The organism is Candidatus Hydrogenedentota bacterium (genome assembly GCA_035416745.1).
Classification (GTDB): Bacteria; Hydrogenedentota; Hydrogenedentia; order Hydrogenedentales; family SLHB01; genus UBA2224.
In genome coordinates this window covers 1-25,376 of sequence record DAOLNV010000029.1, presented here as the reverse complement: position 1 = coordinate 25,376, position 25,376 = coordinate 1, and the positions used below count along the sequence as shown (strand labels likewise).

The 25,376-nt window shown below is 62.3% G+C and carries 18 protein-coding genes; 6 read left to right on the top strand and 12 right to left on the bottom strand.

Annotation, left to right across the window (positions count from 1 at the left end; all coding sequences use genetic code 11):
* From PLJ71_10905 to PLJ71_10895, 3 genes are all read right to left on the bottom strand, one after another.
* Window positions 1–1,103 (bottom strand): hypothetical protein (locus PLJ71_10905; protein ID HQM49188.1); only part of this gene is annotated, 1,103 nt, incomplete at its 3' end.
* Between the two features lie 266 nt (window positions 1,104–1,369).
* The gene (locus tag PLJ71_10900) at window positions 1,370–2,329 is read right to left on the bottom strand and encodes a Gfo/Idh/MocA family oxidoreductase (protein ID HQM49187.1); all 960 of its coding nucleotides are present in this window, start codon (window positions 2,327–2,329) and stop codon (window positions 1,370–1,372) included.
* A 596-nt stretch (window positions 2,330–2,925) separates the two neighbouring features.
* Window positions 2,926–3,849, bottom strand: coding sequence for a hypothetical protein (locus PLJ71_10895; protein HQM49186.1), 924 nt, complete (start codon window positions 3,847–3,849; stop codon window positions 2,926–2,928).
* A 433-nt stretch (window positions 3,850–4,282) separates the two neighbouring features.
* Here PLJ71_10895 and PLJ71_10890 point away from each other — a divergent pair, with 433 nt between their 5' ends.
* The 3 genes from PLJ71_10890 (at window position 4,283) to PLJ71_10880 (ending at window position 8,871) form a co-directional block, all read left to right on the top strand.
* Entirely contained in the window at window positions 4,283–5,860 is a 1,578-nt protein-coding gene (locus PLJ71_10890; protein HQM49185.1) for an alkaline phosphatase family protein, read from the top strand.
* Window positions 5,857–6,975 carry a glycosyltransferase family 4 protein gene (locus PLJ71_10885; GenBank protein ID HQM49184.1) on the top strand — a complete coding sequence of 373 codons (1,119 nt, stop codon included), beginning with the start codon at window positions 5,857–5,859 and terminating at the stop codon, window positions 6,973–6,975. The genes PLJ71_10890 and PLJ71_10885 overlap by 4 nt, the downstream gene beginning before the upstream one ends.
* 213 nt (window positions 6,976–7,188) lie before the next feature.
* Window positions 7,189–8,871 (top strand): cellulase family glycosylhydrolase, encoded by a 1,683-nt coding sequence (locus PLJ71_10880; GenBank protein ID HQM49183.1) that lies wholly within the window; start codon window positions 7,189–7,191, stop codon window positions 8,869–8,871.
* 109 nt (window positions 8,872–8,980) lie between these two features.
* Here PLJ71_10880 and PLJ71_10875 read toward each other — a convergent pair whose 3' ends face one another.
* The 4 genes from PLJ71_10875 to rbsK all read right to left on the bottom strand — a co-directional run bounded on the left by PLJ71_10875 (window position 8,981) and on the right by rbsK (window position 13,409).
* Window positions 8,981–10,318 (bottom strand): DUF1080 domain-containing protein, encoded by a 1,338-nt coding sequence (locus PLJ71_10875; GenBank protein ID HQM49182.1) that lies wholly within the window; start codon window positions 10,316–10,318, stop codon window positions 8,981–8,983.
* Between the two features lie 27 nt (window positions 10,319–10,345).
* On the bottom strand, window positions 10,346–11,638 hold the full coding sequence (locus PLJ71_10870; GenBank protein ID HQM49181.1) for a Gfo/Idh/MocA family oxidoreductase: 1,293 nt from the start codon (window positions 11,636–11,638) through the stop codon (window positions 10,346–10,348).
* 163 nt (window positions 11,639–11,801) lie between these two features.
* Window positions 11,802–12,485, bottom strand: a complete 684-nt coding sequence (gene rpe, locus PLJ71_10865) for a ribulose-phosphate 3-epimerase (GenBank protein ID HQM49180.1) — start codon at window positions 12,483–12,485, stop codon at window positions 11,802–11,804.
* A gap of 6 nt (window positions 12,486–12,491) precedes the next feature.
* The gene (rbsK, locus tag PLJ71_10860; protein HQM49179.1) at window positions 12,492–13,409 is read right to left on the bottom strand and encodes a ribokinase; all 918 of its coding nucleotides are present in this window, start codon (window positions 13,407–13,409) and stop codon (window positions 12,492–12,494) included.
* A gap of 192 nt (window positions 13,410–13,601) precedes the next feature.
* On the opposite strand from rbsK, the gene PLJ71_10855 reads away from it, so the two are divergent.
* Complete coding sequence (locus PLJ71_10855; protein ID HQM49178.1) at window positions 13,602–14,558, top strand: Tat pathway signal protein; 957 nt, start codon at window positions 13,602–13,604, stop codon at window positions 14,556–14,558.
* Between the two features lie 28 nt (window positions 14,559–14,586).
* On the opposite strand, the gene rsmI is transcribed toward PLJ71_10855, so the two are convergent.
* From rsmI to PLJ71_10840, 3 genes are all read right to left on the bottom strand, one after another.
* Window positions 14,587–15,315: a 16S rRNA (cytidine(1402)-2'-O)-methyltransferase gene (gene rsmI, locus PLJ71_10850; GenBank protein HQM49177.1), complete on the bottom strand. Its 729-nt coding sequence runs from the start codon at window positions 15,313–15,315 to the stop codon at window positions 14,587–14,589.
* A gap of 19 nt (window positions 15,316–15,334) precedes the next feature.
* Window positions 15,335–16,474 carry a magnesium/cobalt transporter CorA gene (gene corA / locus PLJ71_10845; GenBank protein HQM49176.1) on the bottom strand — a complete coding sequence of 380 codons (1,140 nt, stop codon included), beginning with the start codon at window positions 16,472–16,474 and terminating at the stop codon, window positions 15,335–15,337.
* Window positions 16,475–16,648: 174 nt separating this feature from the next.
* A complete protein-coding gene (locus PLJ71_10840) occupies window positions 16,649–17,983 on the bottom strand; it encodes a Gfo/Idh/MocA family oxidoreductase (protein ID HQM49175.1) in 1,335 nt (444 codons plus the stop codon).
* A 235-nt stretch (window positions 17,984–18,218) separates the two neighbouring features.
* Here PLJ71_10840 and PLJ71_10835 point away from each other — a divergent pair, with 235 nt between their 5' ends.
* Window positions 18,219–21,002, top strand: a complete 2,784-nt coding sequence (locus PLJ71_10835; protein HQM49174.1) for a PAS domain S-box protein — start codon at window positions 18,219–18,221, stop codon at window positions 21,000–21,002.
* 11 nt (window positions 21,003–21,013) lie between these two features.
* On the opposite strand, the gene PLJ71_10830 is transcribed toward PLJ71_10835, so the two are convergent.
* The gene (locus tag PLJ71_10830; protein ID HQM49173.1) at window positions 21,014–21,493 is read right to left on the bottom strand and encodes a hypothetical protein; all 480 of its coding nucleotides are present in this window, start codon (window positions 21,491–21,493) and stop codon (window positions 21,014–21,016) included.
* 285 nt (window positions 21,494–21,778) lie between these two features.
* On the opposite strand from PLJ71_10830, the gene PLJ71_10825 reads away from it, so the two are divergent.
* Window positions 21,779–23,161, top strand: coding sequence for a right-handed parallel beta-helix repeat-containing protein (locus PLJ71_10825; protein ID HQM49172.1), 1,383 nt, complete (start codon window positions 21,779–21,781; stop codon window positions 23,159–23,161).
* Window positions 23,162–23,171: 10 nt separating this feature from the next.
* Here the strand turns inward: PLJ71_10825 and PLJ71_10820 are convergent, their stop codons facing one another.
* Window positions 23,172–25,088, bottom strand: a complete 1,917-nt coding sequence (locus PLJ71_10820) for a hypothetical protein (GenBank protein HQM49171.1) — start codon at window positions 25,086–25,088, stop codon at window positions 23,172–23,174.
* Window positions 25,089–25,376: the final 288 nt, after the last annotated feature.

Sequence of the window (25,376 nt, the reverse complement as noted above, 5' to 3'; positions counted from 1 at the left end):
TCGCGCATGCCGTCGCGGACGTGAGCCGCGATCTGCTCGGCATCGATGTTCACGATGGGCGCGGGCGCCGCGGAGGCGTTACGGGATTGTTCCAGGGAAGCGATGACGTCGCGCATGCCGTCGCGGACGTGGGCCGCGATCTGCTCGGCATCGATGTTCACGATGGGCGCGGGCGCCGGGGAGGCGTTACGGGATTGTTCCAGGGAAGCGATGACGTCGCGCATGCCCTCGCGGAGCTGGGCCGCGATCTGCTCGGCATCGATGTTCACGACAGGCGCGGGGGTCGACGCCGGCGCCTGCTTGGTTTCGGGCGCCAAGTCCGCCTTCACGCGCGCATCTACCGCGACCTCGATCTCCGCTTCTTGGGGTCCTTTCGGCATTACCGGCTCAGTGGACGGAGTGCTTTCGGCCGTTTCAGCGCTCGGAGGCGTCTCTGATTCCTGTTTCGGGGGTTGCGGCGCCGTTTCGGAGAGTCCCAGAGAACTTGCCGTCACTTTTTGAACACCATCGCTGCTTCGGCTAAACAAGCGTTCGCAGGCCGGCGAGAAATGGTTCCAATCGCACAATATGGGCTTGATGCGCAGGTCCGGGCATGCCTGGCGCACCGCTTCCAGCGCGTCGGCATCAAGAGGGTCTACCATGGCCACGGTCAGGATCTTGCCCAGCTTGTCGATCGGAAGCAGTCCGTGCTGGACGCATATCTCTTCGGGCACAAGACTCAGCAGTTCATTGTTGATATGATAGTCTGCCAAGCTTATGTGTGGGATCTTGCACTGTTTGACCAGGAAAGAAATGAGATCGTTCTGTCTGATGTGACCGAGTTCAACGAGGATCTGCCCTACGAATCCGCCGTGGTTCTCCTTCTTGTCCAGGGCTTCGTCCAGTTGCTTTTGAGAGATGATGCCTTCGCCAACCAGCATCTCTCCCAGACGCCGGCGGTTGTCGGGCCCGGTCGGCGAAGCGGCATTCTCGTGCGAATCGGTTTCCGCGACCGGTCGCGATTTCCGTTCGGGCGTCGCGTTTGCCCCGCTTCCGGCCTTCGCCTTCTGCGCGGGTTTGCTCGCCGCATTGGCGCCGCCCTTTTCTTTACGCCAGTTCAGCATTTGCTCTCGTCATCCACTCCATCGCCTCGGCCACCCCAACGCAGGGAACCTCTACATCACCGGAATTGTACCATCGGGGAAGGGATGTGTCAAGAGATTCCAAGCTGTAAAGTATTGTGTGGCAATAATTTGTCGACCTGACGATTTTTGGGCAGCAGTATTTACACCGGTTCTGGCACCTCCAATATAAAGTGGTGGTTTTGAAAAGAGCTACTAGATGCTGTGGCCCACAAATACCTTGAAAACGCGGACAGGAAAGCCCATTTTCACGGCTTCACGGGCATCCCCGACCGCATGGATTCGTTGGCGGCGAGGGTTACGAGGAGGGATTTTACGGCATCAGCGTACGTGGACCGGATCTTGTTCCTTTTTCGGGTCTTGACGGCTTCGATGAAGATACGCGTTTCTTCCTCAAACCGGTCGGCTTTGGATTCGATTTGAATGGTCTTGCCGTCTTCGCGAAGTGTAAGGCTTCCCTGCTTGAGCGTGAGTTCGAGGTCTGGACAGACCACATCGAGCCCCGCGGCCGCGCAGTTTCCGTTGACGCACGACGAGAACACTGCCCCGCTTGCGCCGTTCTTGAACCGCAGCGAAACGACGCTGCTGTCGTGAATGTCATAGCCGGCGATCTTGCTCATGCAGCCCGTTGAGCCGATTGCATGCACTTCTTTGATTTCCCCGCAAAGGTAGCGCAAAAGATCGAATATGTGGGTGCTTTGTTCGTGTGCCTGTCCGCCGCTCTTGTCCATTCGTCGCCACCAGGACGCCGGGGACATTCCGCCCCGCCAATAGCCCGTGGCCAAGGCGATAGGCCGTCCTTCCAATTGCTTGCGGGCAATGGCCACGGTCTCGTAGTAACGGAGGCAGTACCCCACGCTGCAGATGATCTTCGCATGGAGCACCGCCGCGGAGACTCGCCGGGCGGTTTCTCTGGTTAAGGCAACGGGTTTCTCGATAAAGAGGTGGATTCCGCGTTCCGCGGCGGCTTCTTCCATCCCGCCATGCGCATATGGGGGCACCGTGATGAATGCCGCATGCGGCTTTGTCTTGTCGAAGAGCGCATTGAAATCGGTAAAGGCTTCGCCCCCGAACTGATGAGCGGCTTCGACAGCGCGTTCGCGTTCCACGTCACAATGTCCGACGATGGCGGCATCGGGGTTGCGGGTTAGATTGTTGCAGTGTACCTTGTGAATTCCTCCGCATCCCACGAACGCAACCTTGACCATCGCCACGCCCTCTGAGCATCCGCTTTCTTACGTCTCACGGCAACCGGCTCAATGCCGCATTCCGCGATACGGCATCATCCGCGATGAGACCGCCCCTGCGTGTCCGTGGGGCTTGTTCGACCGGTGCACGCGGAGGTTTGCCCCGCCTGCACCAAGCTGTCCTCGCTGTGAACGGGTATGCCGCAGCCGCCTCAGTCGGAGCGCGTCCGGCGCGACGCGCAATTCAGGACGCTATACCGGCGCCCGGAAGAAATATGCGCGGGCCCCGGAACGCGGCGCAACGAATGAGAACCCTGAAGAGCACCCGGCATCATCAATGCGAACCCTACAGCCCTGACCGCGAGCCCCTCTGACCCTTTCATTCTATCAGATGATTCCGGAGAATCAAGCACAGCGCCACGGGCGCAACGATATGGCGAATCCCGAGCGCTTTCGGCGCTGGTGCACCGAGTCACAACCAAAGGAGCTTATTCAGATTGTCTGCATGTTCCTGCGCTGCGGTACGAATGCCCGCCTTCCGGGGCGGGCTGAAGCCGCAGCCAACAAGACCCGCGTATGCCCATGTGCGCGAGCTACAAGCGATTCGGCTCACGATACTACTCGACCTTCCATTCATGAAGACCGTCCGTGTGGAAATCACACGTAAGGGTGCTGCCATCCGGAAGCTGCCACGTGCATTCTGTTATTGTGTGGTTTCCTGCTCCAATCTTGCCGCGGCTTTGCGGAAGGCCCAGATAAGCAATGGTATCGTCGATGCTCATGCCCGGGGCAAGCCGTTTCACGATATCCGATGCGCGGGACTTCTCCTTGGACGCCGTCTCAGCGCGCGCGCCGAGGGCATCGGCCCGCCGCATTGACCCGTCGCCCACAAACGGGCTTGCCTGGAAAGCGCTTCCGCCGTAGCCGCCGGGAAGCCCTCCCCGGGCGGTGGTCTGCGCAGAGGCTTCCACGACCTGCGACCCGTCCCAGGTGATGCGGGGCAGAGAGGCAAGCAGGTCGGGGATCTGACCGTCCGGCACATCCCCGAAGCCGGGTTTGCCGGCGGCCTTCGTTTCGGGGGGATCGTTTCCTTCGATGAATGCCTCTCCCAGGGTGCATCCGGCGGCAAGGTCCACCAGGCGAACCAAGGCATTTTGCCGGTAGGCCGGGGTCTGGTCCGCGTACGTAGCGACTTGTTGCAGGAGTCGCTCAACTTGAATGACGGTGCCTACTTCGGCCGGGTCTCTGGCGGCAATGTCCGGCGATAATGCGAACGTCAGGGGAAGAACGGCCGAATCCGTGACGTCAACGACGACCGCTTTGGCGCGTATATACCCCCCGCCCTCGAGCGGAGGGTCAAGGAACGGGTATGCGGCGGTATAGAGCTGCACTTCAGGTTCAAACACAGTGACATCGCTTTTGGCGCCCCATTCCTCTCCCAGATATTTCCATACGCCAAACCCGATGACGCCCCAAACCACCAGGACGATTAGCCCTTTAAGAAACAATGCGGCCACTTTTTCCGAGCGGAAGCGTGTCATGGCGTGTCCCCTTGCAGCGCTTTGGCGCGCGATTCTGTTCCGGGAGGGGTGTAGGACCAAGCATGTTGCGAAGGGCTCAGTTTATGTAGACGGCCGGCAAACCCTGAGGCCTTTTCGAGAAGGAGGGGTCTGTGAACATAGCGCCGGCGGGCGGCCCGAAGCGCACGACAGTTCCTGCCGTCCATACGGGCGGGTAAAAAGAACAGGACCGGCCCTCTTGGTCCCCTTGGCGCCCCCGCCCGATGTCGCGTGCACATGGCAGGTACCCCAGCCCCTGGTACTGTTCCCATGGCCATTCATACGAGTTAACTATAGCGCGCGATTCACTAGGTGTCCATCGAAATCTTGTCTGCGCGCACCGCCTTCAGCGGGCGGCCGGAAGGGAGAAGACGGCTGGCGGGTACTCGAGCCGGGGTTTTGCTAGAATACGGGCATGGCGCGGTTCTTGCTGATAGGTCTCGACGGCGCGGAGCCTTCGCTGGTCGAACCGTGGATGGATGCGGGTTGGCTGCCGAACTTGGCGCGGCTGCGCGGAGGCGGGGCGTATGTCCGGTGTGCCAGTACGACGCCTCCGGTGACGTTTCCGGCGTGGACAACCTGCGTGACCGGGGTAAACCCTGGGAAACACGGGATTTTCGACTTTACCCGGATGCGCGAGGGGGCCTACGCCATCGAGTTTGTAAACAGCACTCAGCGCGGCGCCCCGGCGCTTTGGAATATCCTCTCGGCTGCGGGCAAGCGAGTGGGCGTGCTCGGCGTCCCGTCAACCTACCCGCCGGAAACCGTGAACGGGTTCATGGTGTCAGGCTTCGATTCGCCTGTTTGTACGCGGGTCGACCGGTCGTTTGTAAGTCCCAGCGAATTGTTTCCTGAGGTTCGCGGGTGGCGGTTCGCGGATTTCCAGGAAACCGGCATTGGCTGCGGGTGGCATGCCAAGGCTCTCGCGAAACTGCTCGAGGGGGTGGCGGCTAAAGAGTCCACGGCATTGCGTTTGTACCGGCGCGAGCCCTGGGACTTCTTCATGGTGGTGTTTGGCGAGTCGGACACGGTGGCCCACCATTTCTGGATGTTTCACGACCCGAAGTCGCCGCGCCATCAGCCGGGTTTCGAGAGGGCCATTGCGCAGGTTTATCAACGGCTGGACGAAGCGGTCGGGCGCCTGGCGGATGCGGCAGGCCCCGATGTGACTGTTGGGGTGGTATCGGACCACGGTTTCGGTGGCGCGGGCACGGGGGTTGTGCATCTCAACAACTGGCTGGCGCGGATGGGGTATCTGCGGTTCTCGGGCGGCGGGGAGCCGTTACTCAAACAGGCGGCGTTGACCCTGGTGCCCGGAGCTTGGCGCGGCGCGTTGTTCCGGCGTCTGCGGGGAATGGCGTCGCGCGCGGAGAGCGCATCGCGGTTCCGCGGCATCGACTGGGCGCATACGACGGCGTGGTCCGAGGAACTGAACTACTTCCCGTCGGTCCGGGTCAACCTGTGCGGCCGCGAACTGAATGGCCAGGTTGATGCTCGCGAATACGAGGGCTTCTGTGAGCGCCTGTGCGCGGACCTGCGCGCCTGGGCGCCCATCGGGAAGGCGTGGCGCCGCGATGACCTGTTTGAGGGGCCGTTTGTGGACCGCGCGCCTGACATTATCCTCGAACTCGCGCTGGAAGGCGGCTATTCGCATTCGTGCCTGCGCGCCCGGGGCGGTTCCTTGTTTCGGCGAATCGGCCCTGAGGAGTACCTCGGTGGCAAAGAACGCGGTATGAACGGCAACCACCGCCCCACAGGCGTACTGTTTCTGTCAAAGCCAACGCCTGCGGGGTTTGCGCGGCTCGAAGACGTCGCGCCGACTGTCTTGGCCGAAATGGGCGTGCCGGTCCCGCCAATGGACGGCGCGAGCCTGCTCGAGCCGGGCGTAATGGCGGAGAGCGTGCCGTTTGCGCCGCACGCGAGCCGGACGTATTCGCCGGACCAAGCGGGCGCCGTTGAACGGCGGCTCCGCGACCTGGGGTATTTCGAATGACGCGGCGCATCGCGATGGTGGCGGCGTGTCCATACCCCGTGCCCCAAGGGTCGCAGGTGCTGCTTCAGGATACGGCCCGGGCGCTGCACGAAGCCGGCCACGACGTACATGTCGTCGTGTACGGGCACGGTATCGGCGAGGCGGACGCCGAGTTCATCGTGCACCGATGCCCTCGGCTGCCGGGTTACCGCAAGACTTCGGCGGGCCCGTCGCTGATGAAGCCGTTGCTGGACGCGTTTCTAGTCAAAACGCTTCGGCGGATGGTGCGGGAACACAACATCGAGGTTGTTCACGCGCACAATTATGAGGGGCTGATGGTGGCGCTGGCGGCGCGGGTGCGGCCGCTTGTTTACCATGCCCATAACGCCATGGCCGACGAGTTGCCGTGGTACTTCTCAGGGCAGCCCTGGGCGCGGCGCTTCGGCGCGTGGCTCGACCGGACGTTCCCCAAACGCGCGGACCACGTGCTTGCGCCCCACCGCCGGCTGGCGGACTACCTGGTTTCGCTGGGGTGCGAGACCGCTAGAGTTTCGGTCATTCCGCCCCCGGCGGATGTAGCCGTGTTTGAAGAACCCAGGTATGCCGACGCGCCTGCCGAGGTGCTGTACACGGGGAATCTCGACGCGTACCAGAATCTCGAGCTGATACGCGCCGCGATGGACGCGGTCCGGGCTTCCGAGCCCGAGGCGCGCCTGCTCGTTGCGACGGCCGCAACGGATGGGCGCCGCGTGCGGGCCGACCACGTAGTTCCCACGCCCGACATGGCGGCACTGCGGGACGTGCTGGCGCGCGACGTGCTAGTAGTCTGCCCGCGCGTGTCGTGGTCGGGGTATCCCATCAAGATTCTGAATGCCATGGCGGCGGGACGGCCCGTGATTGCGTGCCGCTCCGCCGCGGGACCCATCACGGACGGCATCGACGGCCTCATCGTCCCGGACAACGAGCCCCGCACACTGGCGGACGCCATTCTCCGGCTGCGTCACGACCGGGGCCTGCGCGAATACCTCGGGACCACCGCGCGAGAGACGATCCGCACGCAGCACCGGCCGGCCCTGCTTACCCGCCGCCTCGAGCATGTTTATGCCGCCGTATGTGAAGGGAAGCAGGAGGCGTGAACGCCCGAAGCGTGTGACTCCGTTCTCTTTTGTGAGACCGGCCGGCGAGCCCGCGGCCTGACCGCGGCGGCCAATTCCCTGGTTCCCGGGCCGGGTAGAAGTGCGCAACGATATCTGGGATGATAGAGGAAACCCTGCGAACTGGCGGGCCGGCGGCTGTGTCTTTCCTGGGCCGGCCAGGTTCCGCGGCCAAACGGGATGGGAGAAGAAGACATGAGAACACCAGCACTTGTATTGAGCCTTGCAGCGGCTTTGACGATCTTCGGCTGCGGCGGCGAGAAGGAAACGCCCCCTCAGCCACCCGCGCCCGAGGCGCCTGCCGTGCGGGCGCCTGTGCCCGAAGCGCCAGCGCCTGAAGCAAAAGCCGGGCCGGCCTTGCCGCCCGTAGACGCAACTAAGTTCGTTACGACGCTGGGCACCCGGTTCATCGACACGGAAGGGCGCGAGCTCCTTCTCCACGGCGTGAACATCGTCGATAAGTCGCCCGAGCGCAATTATCTGTCGTGGCACACCGAGGAGGATTTCGCCCGCCTGCGCGATTGGGGCATGAACGTAATTCGCCTGGGCATTATCTGGGACGGCGTCGAGCCCGAACCCGGCGTGTACGACGATGCGTACCTCGCGGAGATGGACAAGCGCGTCGAGTGGGCGGCGAACCATGGTCTTTACGTGTTTCTCGATATGCACCAGGACCTATACAGCGTGTTGTATTCGGACGGCGCGCCCGAGTGGGCTACTCTGAACGACGGGCTGCCGCACATCCACGAAGGGGGGATCTGGAGCGATGCCTATCTGACAAGTCCCGCCATTCAACGCGCCTTCGAGAATTTCTGGGCAAACAAGCCCGCTTCGGACGGTATCGGTGTCCAGGACCATTACGCGGCGGCATGGCGTCACGTGGCAGAACGGTACGCGGACAACCCGGCAGTCATCGGTTATGACCTCATGAACGAGCCGTTTCCGGGCGGTCTCATCCTGCAAGGCCAGGGACTCATGATCGGCAAGGCAGCCGAATTGCTCAAGGCGGAACTGGGCGACGCCGCGCCAACGGCCGAGCAGATCATTGGCATGTGGCTCGACGCCGCGGGACGCAGCGAGCTCATGCAATACATGAACAACCTGGACTTCTATACGCAGCTCGTGGATGCTTCGGCAACGGCCTACGAGGAATTCGAAAAGGCACGGTTAACGGCGATGTACCAACGGGTCACGAACGCCATCCGCGAGGCAGACACCAACCACATCATTTTCATGGAAGCGAACTATGCATCGAACATGGGCGTATACTCTCACATTCAGCCGCTCGTGGGGCCGGACGGGCGGCGCGCCCCCCAACAGGCGTACGCCCCGCACGGCTACGACATCGTGGTCGACTCGCCGGACCTCGCGAAGTCGAACAACGCGCGCGTCGAACTCATCTTCAAACGCCACCGCGAAACAGCCGAGCGCCTCGGCATGCCCATGCTCGTGGGCGAGTGGGGGGCCTTCGGCGGGCACGGCGCGGACGTTGTCCCCGCGGTATGGGGAGTGGTGGACGTGTTCGAGGACATTCTGTGCAGCGACACCTACTGGGAATACGGGAGGTATCTCATCGACGCGGCGTACCTGCCTGCGCTGCAGCGGGCGGTCCCCTCGCGGCTGGCCGGACAGCTGTTGGCGTACGACAACGACCTGATGGCGGGCTCGTTCACCTGCACGTGGCTCGAGGAGCCTGAAGTGACCTCGCCGACGCGGATCTACGTGCCCGCGGGCCTCGACGCGGCAAACAAGACCATCACGCTGACGCCGGAAGGCTCGGCCTACACCACCGAGCCCGCGGCCGAGCGGTCCGCAAACCAGTATTTCGTGATTCCGCCGACAGGACAGGCCGTCAAGCGCACGCTTACGATCGAATAATATCGCTTGTGCGGATAGCGAGCGGGCCGGCAGGCGGAACCCCGCAGGGCTTACCCTGTATCGAAGGTCATCGCCAGCCCAGCAGGGGCGGCGGAAGACGGCGTGCGCCCTATTCGATGGGCACGATCTTCCGAAGCACGATATCCCTGTAATACGCCTGGCTGGGTGGGCCCTGGTGGATCTGGAGGCCGATAATGCCGGTTTGCGGGATGCCGTCATCGGTTTCGGTGTAATCGGCGGTCTGCGCTCCGTTGAGCCAGAGCTGGATGCGCTTGCCCTCGCATCGAATGACGTACTCGTTCCAGTCAGTGACGTTGATGACTTTGCTCACCGTCTCCTGATCGGCCGTGACAAGGATTTGGTCGCGGCGGTGTTCGTCGTACAGGCAGCCCCAGTAGTTCTGGCCCATGTCCGCCTGGTAGCCGCTCACGGCCGGGCTCTCGGGTTCGCGTTTGCTGCGGAGCTGGATGCCCGCGTTGGTGTCGGCGCTCGATATCTTCACTTTGAGCCGCAGCTCGAAGTTGTCGAAGGTCTCTTTCGTGCACAAGAAATCGTTATGCGGCACCGGCTTGTCGCGCGACCCTCCGGCGATCGCTCCGTTCTCGATGCGCCACAGGTCCATGTTGCCTTCCCACTGATCGATGTTCTGTCCGTCGAACAACACGATAGGCGGCCCGAGTCTTGCGTTGTTCAGGCCCAGTTTCGCAGCCTTTTGAACGGCTGCGGGATAGGTCTCTTTGGCCAGTTCGGCGTAGATAGCCGCGCCTTCCGCGCGCTTGCCGCTTTTGATCAGTTCCTCCGCGCAGACGAGCGACGCGTCCATCGCGGAAGACCGCACCGTGACTTCTTCAGACGCGAGAGATTCCGCGAGGCAGGCGGCCGCGGCTTCGGTGCCGATCTTTCCGAGGGCGCGCACGGCAGCGCACGCGGCAGGCAGTCTGGGTCCGCCGGCGACCGAGCACAACGCCGTCACGGCTTCGGCATCCCGCCTGTCGCCGAGGAGGTTTACTATGGCGAGCTCCGCGTTGCCGCCGGCGCTGGCGAGGGCTTCGCGCAAGACCTGCCCGGCTTCCGGCACCGGGTCCTGGCCGATCGCGTAACATGCCATATCAACGGCGCCGTTGTCGAGCAGCATGGGTTTCAGGACCGGCAACGCATCCTTCGGCCCCAGCAGCCACAGTTGGCGGCATGCAAACAGTTTCGCGTCCTTCGTGGCGTTGGACGCGAGAACCTTCGCGAGCGCGTCGCCGATGGCCTTCCGCAATTCAGCGTTGCCTTTCGATTCCCGGACGAGTTCCTCGATCTCGGTGAGCGGTGCGCGGCTTTGGCTGCGGTCGTATCCCGCGATAGCCGCCACTTTCTCCGCCGCTTCGGCGGGCGTCTGGGCAAACGCGGCGCCTGCGCACGAGGCCAGCACCGCAATCAGTGCACCCAATCGAATCACCATTGCTGTATCCCCCATTTCTGGTCAACGCTACAGTTGCCAAGGCGCGCGCATGGCCCGAGAGAGCATGCGGTTGGCCTCGTCATCGTTCACAAACCGTTCCTGAACCGGGTCCCAGGCGAGTCTGCGTCCCAGGCGCAGACAGATGTTGCCCGCGTGGCACACGGTTGTCGAGCGGTGGGCCACCTCGGCGTTGGCGATAGGCAGCCCCCGCGTCTTGACGCAATCGAGGAAATTGCGCTGATGGCCGTACATGACGTCGTATTGTTGCTGTTTGAAGGTCGCGCCCTCGAGCAGGGAGGCGGGGTCCGCGAGCACCAGGCCCGAATCATCCACGCTAATCCATCCATTTTCGCCCTCGAACCTCACCGCGCGCGGCTCGACATCGTGCATGATCAGCCGGATGCCGTTCGCGTAGCGGCAGACCACCGAGTAATACATGGGGGTGTCCCAGAGCCCGTCCTCGGGAAAGGTCGCGTGTCCGTCATACGCGATGGGCCCTGTCGACTCCATATCAATACCCCATTGCGCGAGGTCGTTGAAATGGGCGCCGATATCGGTCAGCTTCCCGCCCGAATAATCGTATATCCAGCGGAACGAGCCATGGCAGCGCTTGGGCGTGTAAGGTTCCGCGGGCGCCGGGCCCAGCCACATGTCATAGTCGAACCCTTCGGGGACCGGCTGGGGCGGTTCAGCGCCGCACGAAGGTCCCGCCCCCAGATACGTATGCACGGTGTGGATCCGCCCGAGGCGCCCGCTCCGGGCGACCTGCACGGGATAGGCAAACGCGGGGATGCAGCGCCGCTGCGTGCCTGTCTGGTAGACCGCCCCGTAACGTTTGACCGCCTCCGCGACAGCGCGGCCCTCCGCGATGGTGACGGATATGGGCTTCTCGCAATAGACGTCCTTGCCAGCCCGGACCGCCGCGAGCGCGAGGAGCGCGTGCCAGTGATCGGGCGTGGCGATGAGCACCGCGTCGATATCGTCCCGGGCGAGAACTTCGCGAAAATCCCGGCAGGTGGCGCAGTCCTCGTTGCCATAGCGCTCGTTGACGATCTTCCTGGCGACGTCGAGGCGCTGGGCATCGACGTCACACACGGCCACGAACTGCACGTCGTCGTGAGTCATGAAATTGATGAGGTCATGACGGCCCTGGCCGCCGATGCCGATGCCGGCCATTACGATGCGCCCGCCCGGCGCCACCGTTCCGTCAGCGCCGCGCGCGGACGCCGGGACGATATACGGAGCTGCAGCGGCCGCTCCCAGTCCCCATGCGCAGCGTTTCAGCATCGAGCGGCGCGAAATCCTGCGTGAATGTGCCATTCTCGTACCCCCTGTCCGCCCGCCGGCGTTAACCGCGCCCGGGCGGCGGGCACACCCTTGCACCGCAGCCCTCAGCCCCGGTTCTTCCAGCATATCATGTATCGCGCGCCGGTTTTCAGGGAAGAACGCTTCGCTGGACCGCGCGCCGCCGCCGTCGCGAGTCTCAAACTATCTTACGCTGGGCCGCGACCTTCTCCCTGAAATCCGCCAGCGCCTCGCCGGGATTCCTGCCATCGAAAATGCTCGACGTGCCGCAGTCCAGGATCGACGCGCCCGCGTTGGCCAATAGCGCCGCGTTAGGGACATTGATGTTGCCGTCGACCTCGATGCGCACCTTGAGCTTTCGGTAACGGATATTCTCGTTGAGGATGCGGACCCGCTCGAAAGCGCCCCGGATGATGGTCTGGCCCGCATATCCGGGATCGACCGTCATCACCAGTACGCGGTCCGCGCTGTCCAACAGGTAATCCAGCTTGGTCAAGGCCGTTGCGGGGTTGACGGCGATGCCCGGCGACGCCCCGGCGTCGCGGATCTGGTTCAACACGCGGTGGGCGTGAATGCAGGCTTCAACGTGAACGGTCACGCTGCCGCATCCCGCCTCGACAAACCGTTCGATGTACTTCTCCGGCCGCGAGATCATGAGGTGCGCGCTGCACGGCAACCCGCAGCTCGAGCGCGCCGCCTTGATCAAATCGAAACCAAGCGTGAAATTGGGGACAAACAAACCGTCCATCACGTCAAAATGGATTTCATCGCAGCCCGCGCCCTCGAGAGCGACCAGGTCATCCTCGAGACGCGCCAGGTTGGCGCACATGACCGATGCGGAATACAACAGCTCTTGTTTCACGGATAATCATCCTCGTTCTTTCAGAAACGCTTCGACGGCCGCCCGGGTGGGCATGCTCGGCTGGGCGCCCGCGACCATGGCGGCCAGGGCGCCGGCCGCGTTGGCAAACTCGAGCGCGTCGCCCGGACGCCGCACTTCCCAGCACAATGCCAGGGCGGCGGTGAACGCGTCTCCCGCCGCCGTGGTGTCCACCGCCTTGATCGAAAAGGCCGGCACGTGGATCCACTCCTTGTGGTCGATGTACAACGCGCCCATCGCCCCGAGCTTGAGCACGGCGCGCCGCGCGCCGCGTTCGAGGAGTTCTCTGCCGGCTTCGCGCGCATCGTCGACCGAGCGGATCTGGAGACCGATGATAGCCTCGGCCTCGGTCTCGTTGGGCGAGAAGATCTCGGCTTTCTCGATGATCGCGTCGGGCACCTGTTGGGCGGGGCCCGCGTCGACTATTGAGAGCACACTGTGTCGGCGGGCCATGTCCAGGACCGCCTCGACGGTTGCCATCGGGATTTCCAACTGCATCAGCACGGCGTCGGTGTTCTCGAAAAGGCCTTTCATGCCGGCAATATCGTCGGCTGTGATGCCCATATTCGCGGCCGGCGTGACCACGATCGAGTTCTGCCCCTGGCCGGCCACGAGAATGACCGCCGTACCCGTGGGCTCTGTTGGATGGACTTTCAAATACGTGAGATCAATGCCCTCGGCGGACAGATTGCGCCGCTGCATCTCGCCGAACGGATCGTTGCCGACGCATCCGGCAAACCATGTCTCGGCGCCGAGCCGGGCCGCCGCCGTGGCCTGATTGGCGCCCTTGCCGCCGGGCACGGTGTCGAACGACAGGCCAATTACCGTTTCCCCGGGTTTCGGCACACGCTTTACGCGGGTCACGAGGTCGATGTTGGCGCTGCCGACTACAAGTATTCTGGGCACGTACCACCTCCTGCCTGCACCCGCCGCGTCCCGGCGAGCGCATACGGCACAAAGAGTATAACAAGACCGGCGGTCCGGATTCCGCTCCCTTTCCAACTTGCACGGCTTCGGATGCGTGGCCTACCATGGGTATGGGCAAGACCGCTTGCGCACCGTGTTCAACAAAGCGGCTGAACGGATAAGGGGAGCGGCATGGGGCCTGCAACAGCCAAAAAAGACCTTTTCTGGGCCAATCTGGTCCACATCAGCTTCGAAATGTGGTGGGATCGCGAACTCCCGCCCGACGCCGAGCGGAAATATTACGAAGCCAAGCCCTATCTGCGCGTTGACGATGCGCTCTGGAACGATATCCTCGCTAAAATGCGCGCGGCGGGCATGAACATGATCGTTCTCGACCTCGGAAACGGGGTCCAGTACAGGTCGCATCCCGAAATCGCCCTCAAGAACGCCTGGTCGACCGGCCGCTTGCGCGAGGAGCTCGCCAAATGCCGCGAACTGGGACTCGAACCCATTCCCAAGCTGAATTTCTCGGCATGCCACGATTTCTGGCTGCATCCGTATGACCGCATGCTCTCCACTCCCACGTATTACACGGTGTGCGCCGAACTCATCGCGGAAGTCATCGAATTGTTTGACACGCCGGCCTTTTTCCATCTTGGCATGGATGAGGAAACCGCTGGCAACCAGCGCCTGCTTCGCTACTCGGTGGTCCGCCAGTACGACCTGTGGTGGCACGACCTGAACCTGCTCATCGATGCCGCGCAGGACGGCGGCTCGCGCCCGTGGGTCTGGTCGGACTACCTGTGGGAACATCCCGAGGATTTCTTCGCAAACATGCCGGCGTCGGTGCTGCAGAGCAATTGGTACTACAACGATGACTTCGAGCCGGAAGACCTCATGGTAAAGGCCTACGCTCAATTGGAAAGACACGGGTACGACCAGGTGCCCACCGCCAGTAATTTCGCCGGGCAGACTCAAAACCTGCAGAGAACCGTGGAGCACTGCACGCAGGTCATCGGTCCTGACCGCCTCTTCGGGTTCATGCAGACACCGTGGCGTCCCACCCAGGAAGAATTCCGCAACATCCACATGGACGCGATCGCGCAAGCCGGAAAGGCGCGTGCGTGGTACGAAAGCACTCGCCGGTAACCCTGCCGCACGCCCCGCGCCGGGCGCCTCACGCGTGCTCGTGCGTACCGTCTTGCGTAGCGGCGCTGCGGAGGAACTTGGGATTGTTGCCGGCGATGACCACGGTGATCTCGCCTTTGACTTTGGCGTTCTCGAAGGTCTTCGCGAGCTCGGCGAGGCCGCCGCGCTTGACGTCTTCAAACATCTTCGTGAGTTCGATGCATACAGCGGCCCGGCGGTTGCCGAGTTCTTCGAGCGCATCGGCGAGGAGCGCGCCGATGCGGTAGGGCGATTCATACAGCACCAGGGTGTGGGGATGGTCGCGCTCGAGGGCGAGGAAACGGCGCCGCGCGCCGCTCTTGCGGGGCGGAAAACCTTTGAACACATAACTCGAGGTGGGCAATCCCGATTGCACGAGGGCAACGTGAACCGAGCTTGCCCCGGGCAGCGCGATGACCTCGTGCCCCGCCTCGATCGCGTCTGACGCGATGCGGAAACCGGGGTCGCTCACGCCGGGGTATCCCGCGTTCGTGCACACCGCGACCGGCACGCCGGCATCGAGCAAGCCGAGGATGCGCTTGCCCGCAGCCTGTTCATTGTGCTCGTGATACGAAAACACGGTCTTGGGTTTGGGAATGCCGTAGTGTTCGAGGAGCACGCGCGTGCGGCGGGTATCTTCGCAAGCCAAGGCTTCGGTCTCGCGCAACACGCGCACGGCGCGGAACGTCATGTCCTCGAGGTTGCCGATCGGCGTGGGCACCAAATACAAGGACGCCATGAATTCCTCCATTCACATTTCACTGTGCGTCTTCGTCGCGGCGGGACGGCGGCGCGACGGGCCCCCGGATGACTTTGCTGAACCATCCGCGCCGCCAATACAGCACGAGCTGGAAGATGCCGATGGCCAGGACAAAGGCCAGGAAGACGGGATATCCAAATCGCGCGCGCAGTTCGGGCATGTTCCAGGGGGATGCCTGGCGATCGAAGTTCATCCCGTACAGGCCCGTGAGGAAGCTCAGCGGGATGAAGATGCTCGAGATGAGGGTGAGCACTTTCATGATCTCGTTCAGGCGGTTGCTTGTGCTCGACAGATAAACTTCGAGCAGGCTCCCCACGAGTTCGCGGTACGATTCCATCATCTCGAGCAGCATGATGCAGTGATCGTAGCAGTCCCGGAGGTAGATTCGCGTGGATTCCGTGATGTGACCGGTTCTGCCTTGCATCAGTAGACCCAAGGCCTCGCGCATCGGCGCCATGGCCCGGCGCAGCGCCAGCAAATCGCGTTTGGTTTCGTGAATGCGCGCGGCGATCTGGGGACTGGGCCGGTACAGCGCGTCGTCTTCCAAAACCTCGAGTCTCTCGCTGACCTCGTCCAGGAACGGGAAATAGGCGTCAACGACAGCATCGATAATGCAGTACGCGAGATAGTCAGCGCCCATGTTCCGCACGCGGCCCAACCCTTCTCGAATGCGTTTCCGGACGGGGTCGAGGCAGTCGCCCGGATGTTCCTGAAACGTCACCACGACGCCTTCGCCCAGGAAGATGCTCAGCTGTTCGGTATTGACCTCCTGGCCCGGTTCGAGCATGCGCATCACCACGAACAGCTTCTTGTCGTAGTCCTCGATCTTGGCGCGCTGGTTCATGGTGAGGAGGTCCTCGAGTGCGAGCCGGTGGATGTCGAATATGCGGCCCAACTCGCTGAGAACCTGTATGTCGCCCAGTCCATCCACATTGAGCCAGACCACGGGCCATTTTTCCTGAAGCTGCTGGATCGTGCTCAGGTCAGGGTTGTCGATCTCTGTGAAATCGCTGGGCCCGTACGCTATCAAATGGAGCGCCGGCTTGAGGCCATTCGGGTCCGTTTTCAACGTTCCGGGGGGCGCCCCCACGGCATGCTTGTGCCGCCGTCTACGGTGTTTCGGAATACGGGAAGCCATCGGTCTCTCCTTTCGTACCCGAGACGCGAATCGCCACGGTACGGCTAGTATAGACCAGAAGATGGCGAAGGTCACCGGCACCCGCCGGGAGGTCCCGCAGGCGGGATATAAGAGTAGAGGGCCGGCCCGGTCCCATTCGCGGGAACCGGGCCGGTCACGGTTCATGGGGAATCGTTATACGTTCCAGGGTTCGCGGTAGTCGCGGGTCAGCCACGCGGGGTCGCCGCTTCCAGGGGCAAACTGCATGCGTTCGGGCAGCCACTCGATCACCGCGTGGTGGTAATACGCCTGGTTCATCAGATGGCAGCATATGGCGCTGCGGCCGCCGACTATTTCGCTGGTGACGGGTTTGGTGCGCGCCTTGACGCAGTCCAGAAAGTCCTGAACATGGTCGTAGCTCTGGTAGAGTTTGATCTTGGCGTCGCGCAAGTACTCGTTTTCGACCTGTTGGAGGGTCGATTCGAGCGAGCCGCCGCTTTCGCGGTCGACGAACCCCGCCACGCGCTTGCCGTCGCGATAGAACTCGAATTTGCCGCGGTTGACCTTGATTTCACCCTCGCTGCCGAAGAAGTCCGCGCCGAAACCGTCGACGTGGATGACGCGGACGCCGTTGGCGTACTGGAGAACAGCCCCGCGTTGCGCCGCCGGATCCTCGGGCGGATGAACCTCGGCGGGGCCGCTGTCATCCATTCCCAGTCCCCATTGGGCGATATCGAGGTGATGGGCGCCCCAGTCGCACACCATGCCGCCTCCAAACTCCCTGTAGCTGCGCCAATCCGGGTAGTGATCGTGGACGCCGCGCGGGCTCAGCACCGAGTTGTACGGGCGCATCGGCGCGGGGCCGACCCACATGTTCCAGTCGAGGCCGGGTTCCATCTCCTCTTCCGGCAGGTCGCAGGGGACTCCCGGAGGGCCGAAACTGCACTCCACGCGCTCTATGGCGCCAATGGCGCCGTTGCGGACCAGTTCGCAGGCCACGCGGAATTCCTTCATTGAACGCTGCATCGACCCGGTCTGGAGCACCCGTTTGTTGGCGCTGACCGCGTCCATCAGCGCGATGGCCTCGTGGATGTTGTGCGTGAGGGGCTTCTCGCAATAAACATCCTTGCCCGATTCGAGAGCGGCGATGGCGGGAATGGTGTGCCAATGATCGGGAGTGGCAATGCACACCGCATTGATGTCTTGCCGCCCGGTCAGTTCCCGGAAGTCGTTGTACGCGGCGCAGTCGGGCGAGCCGGCATCGGTATGCTGGGTGTAATACGCATTGACCTGCTGCTGGGCGGCAGTCCTGCGTGTCGTATCGACGTCGCACACGGCCACCACACGGCACGCCTTGCGGTTCAGGAAGGCGTCGAGCAGGCCCCGGCCCTGTTTGCCCATCCCGATGAAACCCATCACGAGCCGGTCGTTCGGCTGGGTTTCGGCGCACCATATGCGCGAGGGCAGTATAAAAGGCAGGGAGGAAAGAACAGATGCCTTCTTGAGAAATGATCGGCGGCTGGTTTTCATGGGACACCTCACTCTTCACGTTGCAAAGTTGGTTCGAAAGCTCAAAGTATCCTACGAATCCCGGCCGAATCACAAGTGAGGATTTCGGGGACACAATACTCAATTGGAATTTCGAGCACCCTATCCGCCATAGAAGTCTTCCGGATTCATACTCAGAATTGAGTATTGTGTCCCCGAAATTCCACGATATATAATCAAGAATAGGAGGATTTGCGGAGAGGAGGGTGGCGCCCTAGTGCATCCCGATGCACTATGCGGCTCCGAAAGGCACGGTGTGACCGACCTTTACAAGCGCAATGCCGATCTTGCGGCCGAACTCAAGGCGGCACGCCGCCGGATTGCCGAGTTGGAATCCGAAGAGGCTCGCAGGCGCCGGGCCGAGGAGGTCATGCGCAAGAACGCCGAGTTCTTGCGCGGCATTCTCGACACCACGGCAGCCGGCCTGATCGTCGCGGACCGCGAGGGCACGATCGTTTTCGCGAATCCCCGCGCGGAGGAACTGGCGGGACGGTCTGTGAACGACCTCGCCGGCCGTTCGTGCCTGGCGAGCGAGTGGGACCTGCGCGACGCCAATGGCCGGCCCATCCCCCCGGAGAAAGACCTGTTCTTCCGGGTGCGGGATACGGGCAAGAGCGTGGCCGAACACGCGATACTTACCCTTGGGCCAGATGGGATCCCGCGACACCATCTCGTGAATGCCGCGCCGCTCAAGAACCAGGATGGCAGCGTCAGCCATGTTGTCTTCGCGGACTATGACATCACCGACCTGAGGCGGTTGCAGGAAGCCCACCGCGTGCTTATTGAGAATTCGCGCCAGGGTTTTTCGCTTTTTCAAGACAATCGAGTGGTATACGCCAATCCTGCTCTAGCCGAGATGCTGGGCTGTCGGGTGGACGAGATGATCGGCCTGTCGGTCGTTGAGACGATAGAGACTTTTTTCCATCCTGAAGACCGGGAGATGAGCATGGAGGCCTATACGGCCGCCATCAACGGCGAGTTCCCCATCCAGCCTTTGGCCTATCGAGCCGTCCGGCGTGACGGCGGTGTGCGGCACTTTGAAAGCTATGTAAGCCTCACGCAGTTCGAAGGGCGGCCGGCGGTTCAGATCGTCAGCATCGACGTTACGGAACGGAAGGAGGCCGAAAGAGCCCTCGAAGACAGTCGGCGGAACCTTCAGGAATTCTTCAACTGCGTCGAAGATTTCGTCTTTGTGCTGTCTCTCGACGGCCAGATCCTGAAGGTCAATACAGCCATAATCGAACGCATGGGCTATCCGGAAGACCAGCTCATCGGCTCCTCCTTCGCGATGCTCCATCCTTCGGAGCGCCGCAGGGAAGTTCAAAAGCTTTTCGAGGAAGTGCTTGCGGGTGACCGAGCCCCAGGCGAGTCCACGCTCCAGACCGCAAGCGGGGAGCTCATCCCCGTCGAGACCAGGCTCAACTTTGGGCTCTGGAATGGCGAACCGGCCTTGTACGGGGTATCACGCGACATCTCCAAGCGTCTGGCGGCCGAGCAGAAGATTCGCGAGGGGGAACGCCGTTTCACCGAGGCCCTTGAAGCTGCGCGCCACGTCTTGTACCGGTTTAACATGCGCGAAAACCGCTACGACTACGTCAGCCCCCACGTCGAAGAATTCAATGGCTATTCATATGAGGAGTTCATCAACAGAGGGCTAGGCGACTTCGCCAAAGAAATCCATCCCGGGGACTTCCTGCGGCTTCAGGCGGCGATGAGAGAGGCCGTGGAAAACGCCAAGGGCCATACCGCAAACCTCACCGTTGAACTGCGCCTCCGTTTCAAGGATGGCGCCTATCATTGGGTGAGCGATTCCATGATGCTTGTTCTGGACGACCACGGCTCGGTCGAGGCTGTTGTGGGCTCGGTCCATGACATCGAGAGACGTAAACGCGCCGAGGTAGAGCTGCAGCGCAAGAACCAGCATCTGGAAAAGGTGCTTCAGGCCGCGCCGGTGATCCTGCTCGCCGCTGATTTGAACGGCATCTGCACCTTCTTCGAAGGCCGGGGGCTGGAAGGTTTCGCCATTGACCCGCAAAAGGTCGTCGGAAAGCACGTGTTCGAGTTCCTCGGCGGCCCTCCCGGCATGAGGGCATGGCTCGAGCGGGCATTGGCGGGTGAAGAATTCTCTATTGAGCAGCGTTTCGAACCTGCCGGCCGCACATTCGTTGGGCACACTGCCCAGTTGCTCGACGCCGAGGGCAACCGCGAGGGGACCGTGGTTGTCCATATTGACATCACGGAGCAGAAGAAGGCGCAGGAAGCCATGGAACGCGCGCACACCATGTTCCTGAATTTCGCGGACAATTTTCCCGGAGTGATGTCTATAAGAGACGAGGAAAGCCGCCTCGTGTTTGCAAACCGCATGATGCGGGAGTGGTTCGATGCCGATAACTGGATAGGAAAACGCGCGGACGAATACATGGCCCGTGAAGTTGCTGAAAGATCGCTCGCTGACGACCAAACCGCCCTTGCGAAAGGCCCGCTGGTCATCGAGGAACCTCTAGTCGACAAACAGGGGCGCACGCGGATCATGCGAACCTGGAAATTTCCCCTCGAGGCAGAAAGCCGCCAGCGCCTGTTGGGGGTGATTTCCTACGACATCACCGAGCAGCGCCAGGCGGAAAACGCCTACCAAACGCTCGTGGAGAATTCCCTGCAGGGGCTTGCCCTGATACGAAATGGGAAGGTTGTATTCGTCAATGCCCGGGCGGTGGCTATCTCGGGATACTCGGAGACCGAGTTACTGGCACTGACGCCGGATAAGGTCTTCGCGCTGATCGTCCCGGCAGACCACGCCCTGATTATGGACCGCATCCAGCGGCGCCAGTGCGGCGAAGACCTGCCCCCGTTATTCCACATGCGCCTCATCCGCAAGGACGGGGTTGTCCGCCGGCTGCTTGTATGCACCAGCGCCATCGAGTACGACAATATTCCCGTCGTCCAGGTTGCCTTTCTGGATGTGACGGACTTCCCGGAAGCGCAGTACGGGCGCTCGCGGTAGGGGGCTCGAAATTATTCCTCCGCGGGGGTGGAGTTGTGTGCCTCGTTCTGAGAGGGAGGTGCTTCGGTTGGCGCCTGGATCTCAGACGGCGCCTGTGGCGACGGCGGGGGCATCAACGTGGCCCCCTGGGGCATGAAGAACAGAACGGCGATTCCGATATAGACGAGGCTGACCAGCCGCTCCCACGCCATCTTTCGGGCCACCCACCATTCGTTGAGTATGATGGCGAATTCCGGCACGAACATATGGACGCCTCCGATCATGAACAGCGTCACACCAATCACTTTCCCCACGATGGGTACGTACAATTGGTCTGCCACCCGGAATATTCCAGCCCCCAGGGCCATCAAGAACAGCCCGAGTATGCGCACGGGGGCCTTCTCGACGAAGGCGCTGACTATCCCTCGCGTCGTACCAGGTGAAAACAGCCCAATCAGCCCGAGTCCCAGGAATATGGACCCGGCAATGCCGCGTATTGCTATGGATAGCACGCCCCTCTCCTTCCGCTCTCGCGGTACCGTGTGTCCTCGATGATTCCCTTCAGGGTCGGTCTATTCTATCCGATTGGCGGCAGCGGCAAAAAGCGTTTTGAATAGACCAGCCCCTCGCCATGCCCCATTCCCGGGTTTCCGCCGTGCTCCCTGCTCCAGTCGTGATCCTTCGTTTATCCTCCAATGTGGGGCCCTGAACCCTATTGCCCTCCGGCACATCCGTGGCTATGCTGGTACCGTCCTGGGAATAGGGTTGCAGCGGCTCAAGCAAGGAGGATTCCACTCATGACCGGATTCAGGGGGCGGTTTCTCACGTGTGTTGTTGCGGCTTGCCTGGCGTGTGCGGTGTGTCCTCGCTCCTGGGCGGGCGATCCGACCAAGAACGAGCAATTCCAGCCGGGGGCCGAAGGCGCCAAACTCATCGACGCGGCCGGGTTCAACTCGCTCCAGGCGGCGTTCCAGGCCCTGCCCGCTTCGGGAGGGGTCGTGACCATTCCGCCGGGGCGCTACGAGATTACGGAGCCGTTACGCATTCGCGCCGGCGACGTGATGGTGCGCGGGTCCGGCACGAGCACCCACATCGTCAACAAGAACGAAGGCGGTCTCGCGGGCATCGACGTCCGCGCGCCCGAGGGCGTCAAGTCGATCTGGCGCGTACAGCTCTGCGACTTGCGGGTCACCGGCAATCCCAAGAGCGGCCCCGGCATCTACGCCAAATCCGTCGACGAACTCCTCATCAGCCGCGTGGCCGCCGAACACAACGGGACGTACGGGATCTTTCTCGATAATTGCTACGAGGACCCCCGCATCAGCGATTGCCTCATCAACTACAACAAGCACACCGGCCTCAATCTGGCCGCCTGCCACGACATCGTGGTATCGGCCAACCAGTTCGAAGAAAACAAAGATGCGGTCCGCTGCATCGACAGCTTCAACCTCACCTTGACCGGCAACAACCTTGACGACCACCTCGGCAACGGCGTTGTGATCGAGAACACGTACGGTTCGCTCGTTTCCGCCAACATGATCGAGGAATGCGCCGGGCACGCCGTGGTGCTCGCGCGCGAGTGCTACGGCGACACGGTCAGCGCCAATACTCTGGCCCACTGCCAGGGCGAGGGGGTCCGGCTCGACAACGTGCGCGATATCACGGTCAGCGCCAACAACATCGTGCTCATGGCGCAGCCGGGGGTCCATGCGCTCAACGGCGCGGGCGAACTCACTATTACCGGCAACACGTTCTGCCGCTACCCCTACGACCCGAGCAAAAGGCACAAGCTCGATCCGGCCTGCGGGATCGTGCTCGAAAGCGCCCCGGACGTCACCATCACCGGCAACACCTTCACGCGCCTGCACCAGACGGCTGTCACCATCAAGGGCAAAGACAACAAGCGGATCATCCTGGTTGGCAATTCGATCCTCAACCCGTCCCAGGAAAAAGCCGGGGCCTATTCCGCGCTGTATTTCGAGAACCTGTCCGATTCGGTTATTACGGGCAACATCATTTCCGATACGCAGAGCCCCAACACTATGAAGCAGGTTGTGGAATTCACGGGAGATGCGGGTACGCTCGTGGTGGGCGACAACCTTGTCACCGGCGTCCAGAGGCTCATCATACCGGCGGGCATACCTATCCAGAGCGGCGCGCCGTTCATCGCACCGCCCTGAGCACGGGCGCTTATTGTCTTGTGAGCAAATAGCCCTCAATGCCCCATTGGGGCAGGCTGGAGGTGCGCAGCGTGTCCTTTTCGTAGTCGCAGGGCGTTTCGTTGCCGGTTGCGGCGTCGATGCGGACCGCGGCGTAGTCGCTCGTCATGCCGAGAACGTCGGCGTTCAGCGTCAATACCGCGCTGGCCGGCTCCGTGCCGAGGTTTCCAGCGACCACCAGGTACCGGTCCGCCGATTCCTTGTATATGAGCGCTTCGACCTCAGGATTGGAACTCTCCAGGGCGGCGACGTTTACCGAGGGCGTATTGAATACCTCCGCCTTCTCGACATCGATCTTCGCCAGCAAGCGCCAATAGGGGAGCACGAAGCGGTAGAGTTCGTCGTTGGGATCGATGGGATACGTGATTTCCTTGCCGTGACGGGCCACGATTCCCGTGACCAGGTGTGGATAGAACCCCCATATGGCCATTTTGGCGGCGCCCTCGGCGTTCTGGTAGTCCGGCAGGTCGAGGGTCCAGGGCATGCACACGCTGCTTGCGAGCATACCCTTGTAGACGGCCTCGTCGCGATCGGAGAACATGCGGCGGTCCGAGCCCGCTTCCCCGGGAAGGTACGCGTCGAAGCACAGATTGGCGAACGTACCCGAATTGAACGACCCCTGGTGGCCGATGAGGAAACCGTCCGGCCCGACCATCTCGCGCAGCCGCCGCGTCATCAGGAAATACGCTCTGGCGGGGGTGTACAGACCGTCTTCCGAGAAATGCCGGTCGCCGAGGAAGGGTTCGGGCTTGTACTGACTCTCGTGCCAGGCCACGGCGAAGGGTCCGTGCCAATCGAGATAGATGCCGTCCCAGTTTTTCCTGCAATACTTCTCGAAGAAGCCAGTCTCGAGGGCGTACCACTCGATGCCGCGCATGTAGAGGCCCACGCGCAGGCCTTTCGCGTGCGCGTAGTCGATGGTCCGCACCATGGCGTCGTGATCGCGCGCCACGCGATACTCTGCGTGGGGGTAGCCGTTGCTGCCGCGCTGCAACAGGTATTCGTGATGCAGAATCATGATCGTCGCGTAGTTCTCGACCATGGCGTCGATGTGCTCGTTCGCCGGATACCAGTTTTCGAGGTCCAGCCAGTTCACTACGTGGTAGACGCGCTGGCCGATGACGTTGCTTCCGGGTTTTTTCGTGACCGCCGCTCCCAGGCCGATGGCAAACCGGTTTCGGTACTGAAACCCCGGTTCGAGGGTCCCGCCGTTGCGCCCGAGAACCCACGTGGCGCGGCCCTTGTCCGATTCGTAGGCCACGGCACCCGAAATGGGGTGGTTGTCTTCGACAATGACCTCGAGCTCGTTGGTGAAACTCTTGGCGGGATTCGCGCCGAAGGCCGCCCGGAACGATTTCAGCGGCATTTCCTGTTTGCCCACCTGCTGGTCGCGGTACCTGGGACAGGCGGCGATTTCCGGACGCACCGCAAACGACGCGGTCGCCTCCGACAACGTGAACGGGACGCTTACCAGCCTGCATTCCATGTCGATGAACACCGCTCCCTCGGGATGAATCTCGTAGCGCAGATCGACTCCCCAGGGCGAGCCCGTGCCGTCTTCGCGCCGCAGCACAGCGCAGGTATGGATACGCACCGCCCTGCCCTCGCGCTCGACCTGCCGGATCTCGCCCTTGCGCATATCGAGCGCCAGTTTCCACTCGGATTCGCCGTCCTGGAACCGAAGGGCGGGGAACGTGCCCTCGAGCACGTCATGCCAAGCCGCGCCGTCGTGCAGCCGGAGCGAGGTCATCTCGCCGCCCTTCGACGCGTCCACGGTCAACCCGAAATGCGCGCCTGTTACCGTGACGGTTGTGCCGGCGCGCTCAACAACCAGTTCCTGGTCGACTGCGCCCAGTGTGAAAGCGGCAAGAACGGCGAGAGACAACATGTGATATCTCCTGCAACCCGGTGCCGGGCAACTGTTGCGCGTGGTAGAGCTCAGACCATAACAGGAGGCGATTAACGCGTCAAAACGCTCCGCTGTGGCGTCTGCTGTGGCGCGGTCTCCCGACCGCGCCACGCCTGCGGCCGAAAGTCTCCGCGTCTGCTGTGGCATGGCCGGGAGACCACGCCACAGCGACGTCATGCCACAGCGAGGATGTCTTATTCCGTCGCCAGGACAACGCTGCTCACATCGAGCAAATACATTTGGCGCTGGCCGGTGTGTTTAGAGTCG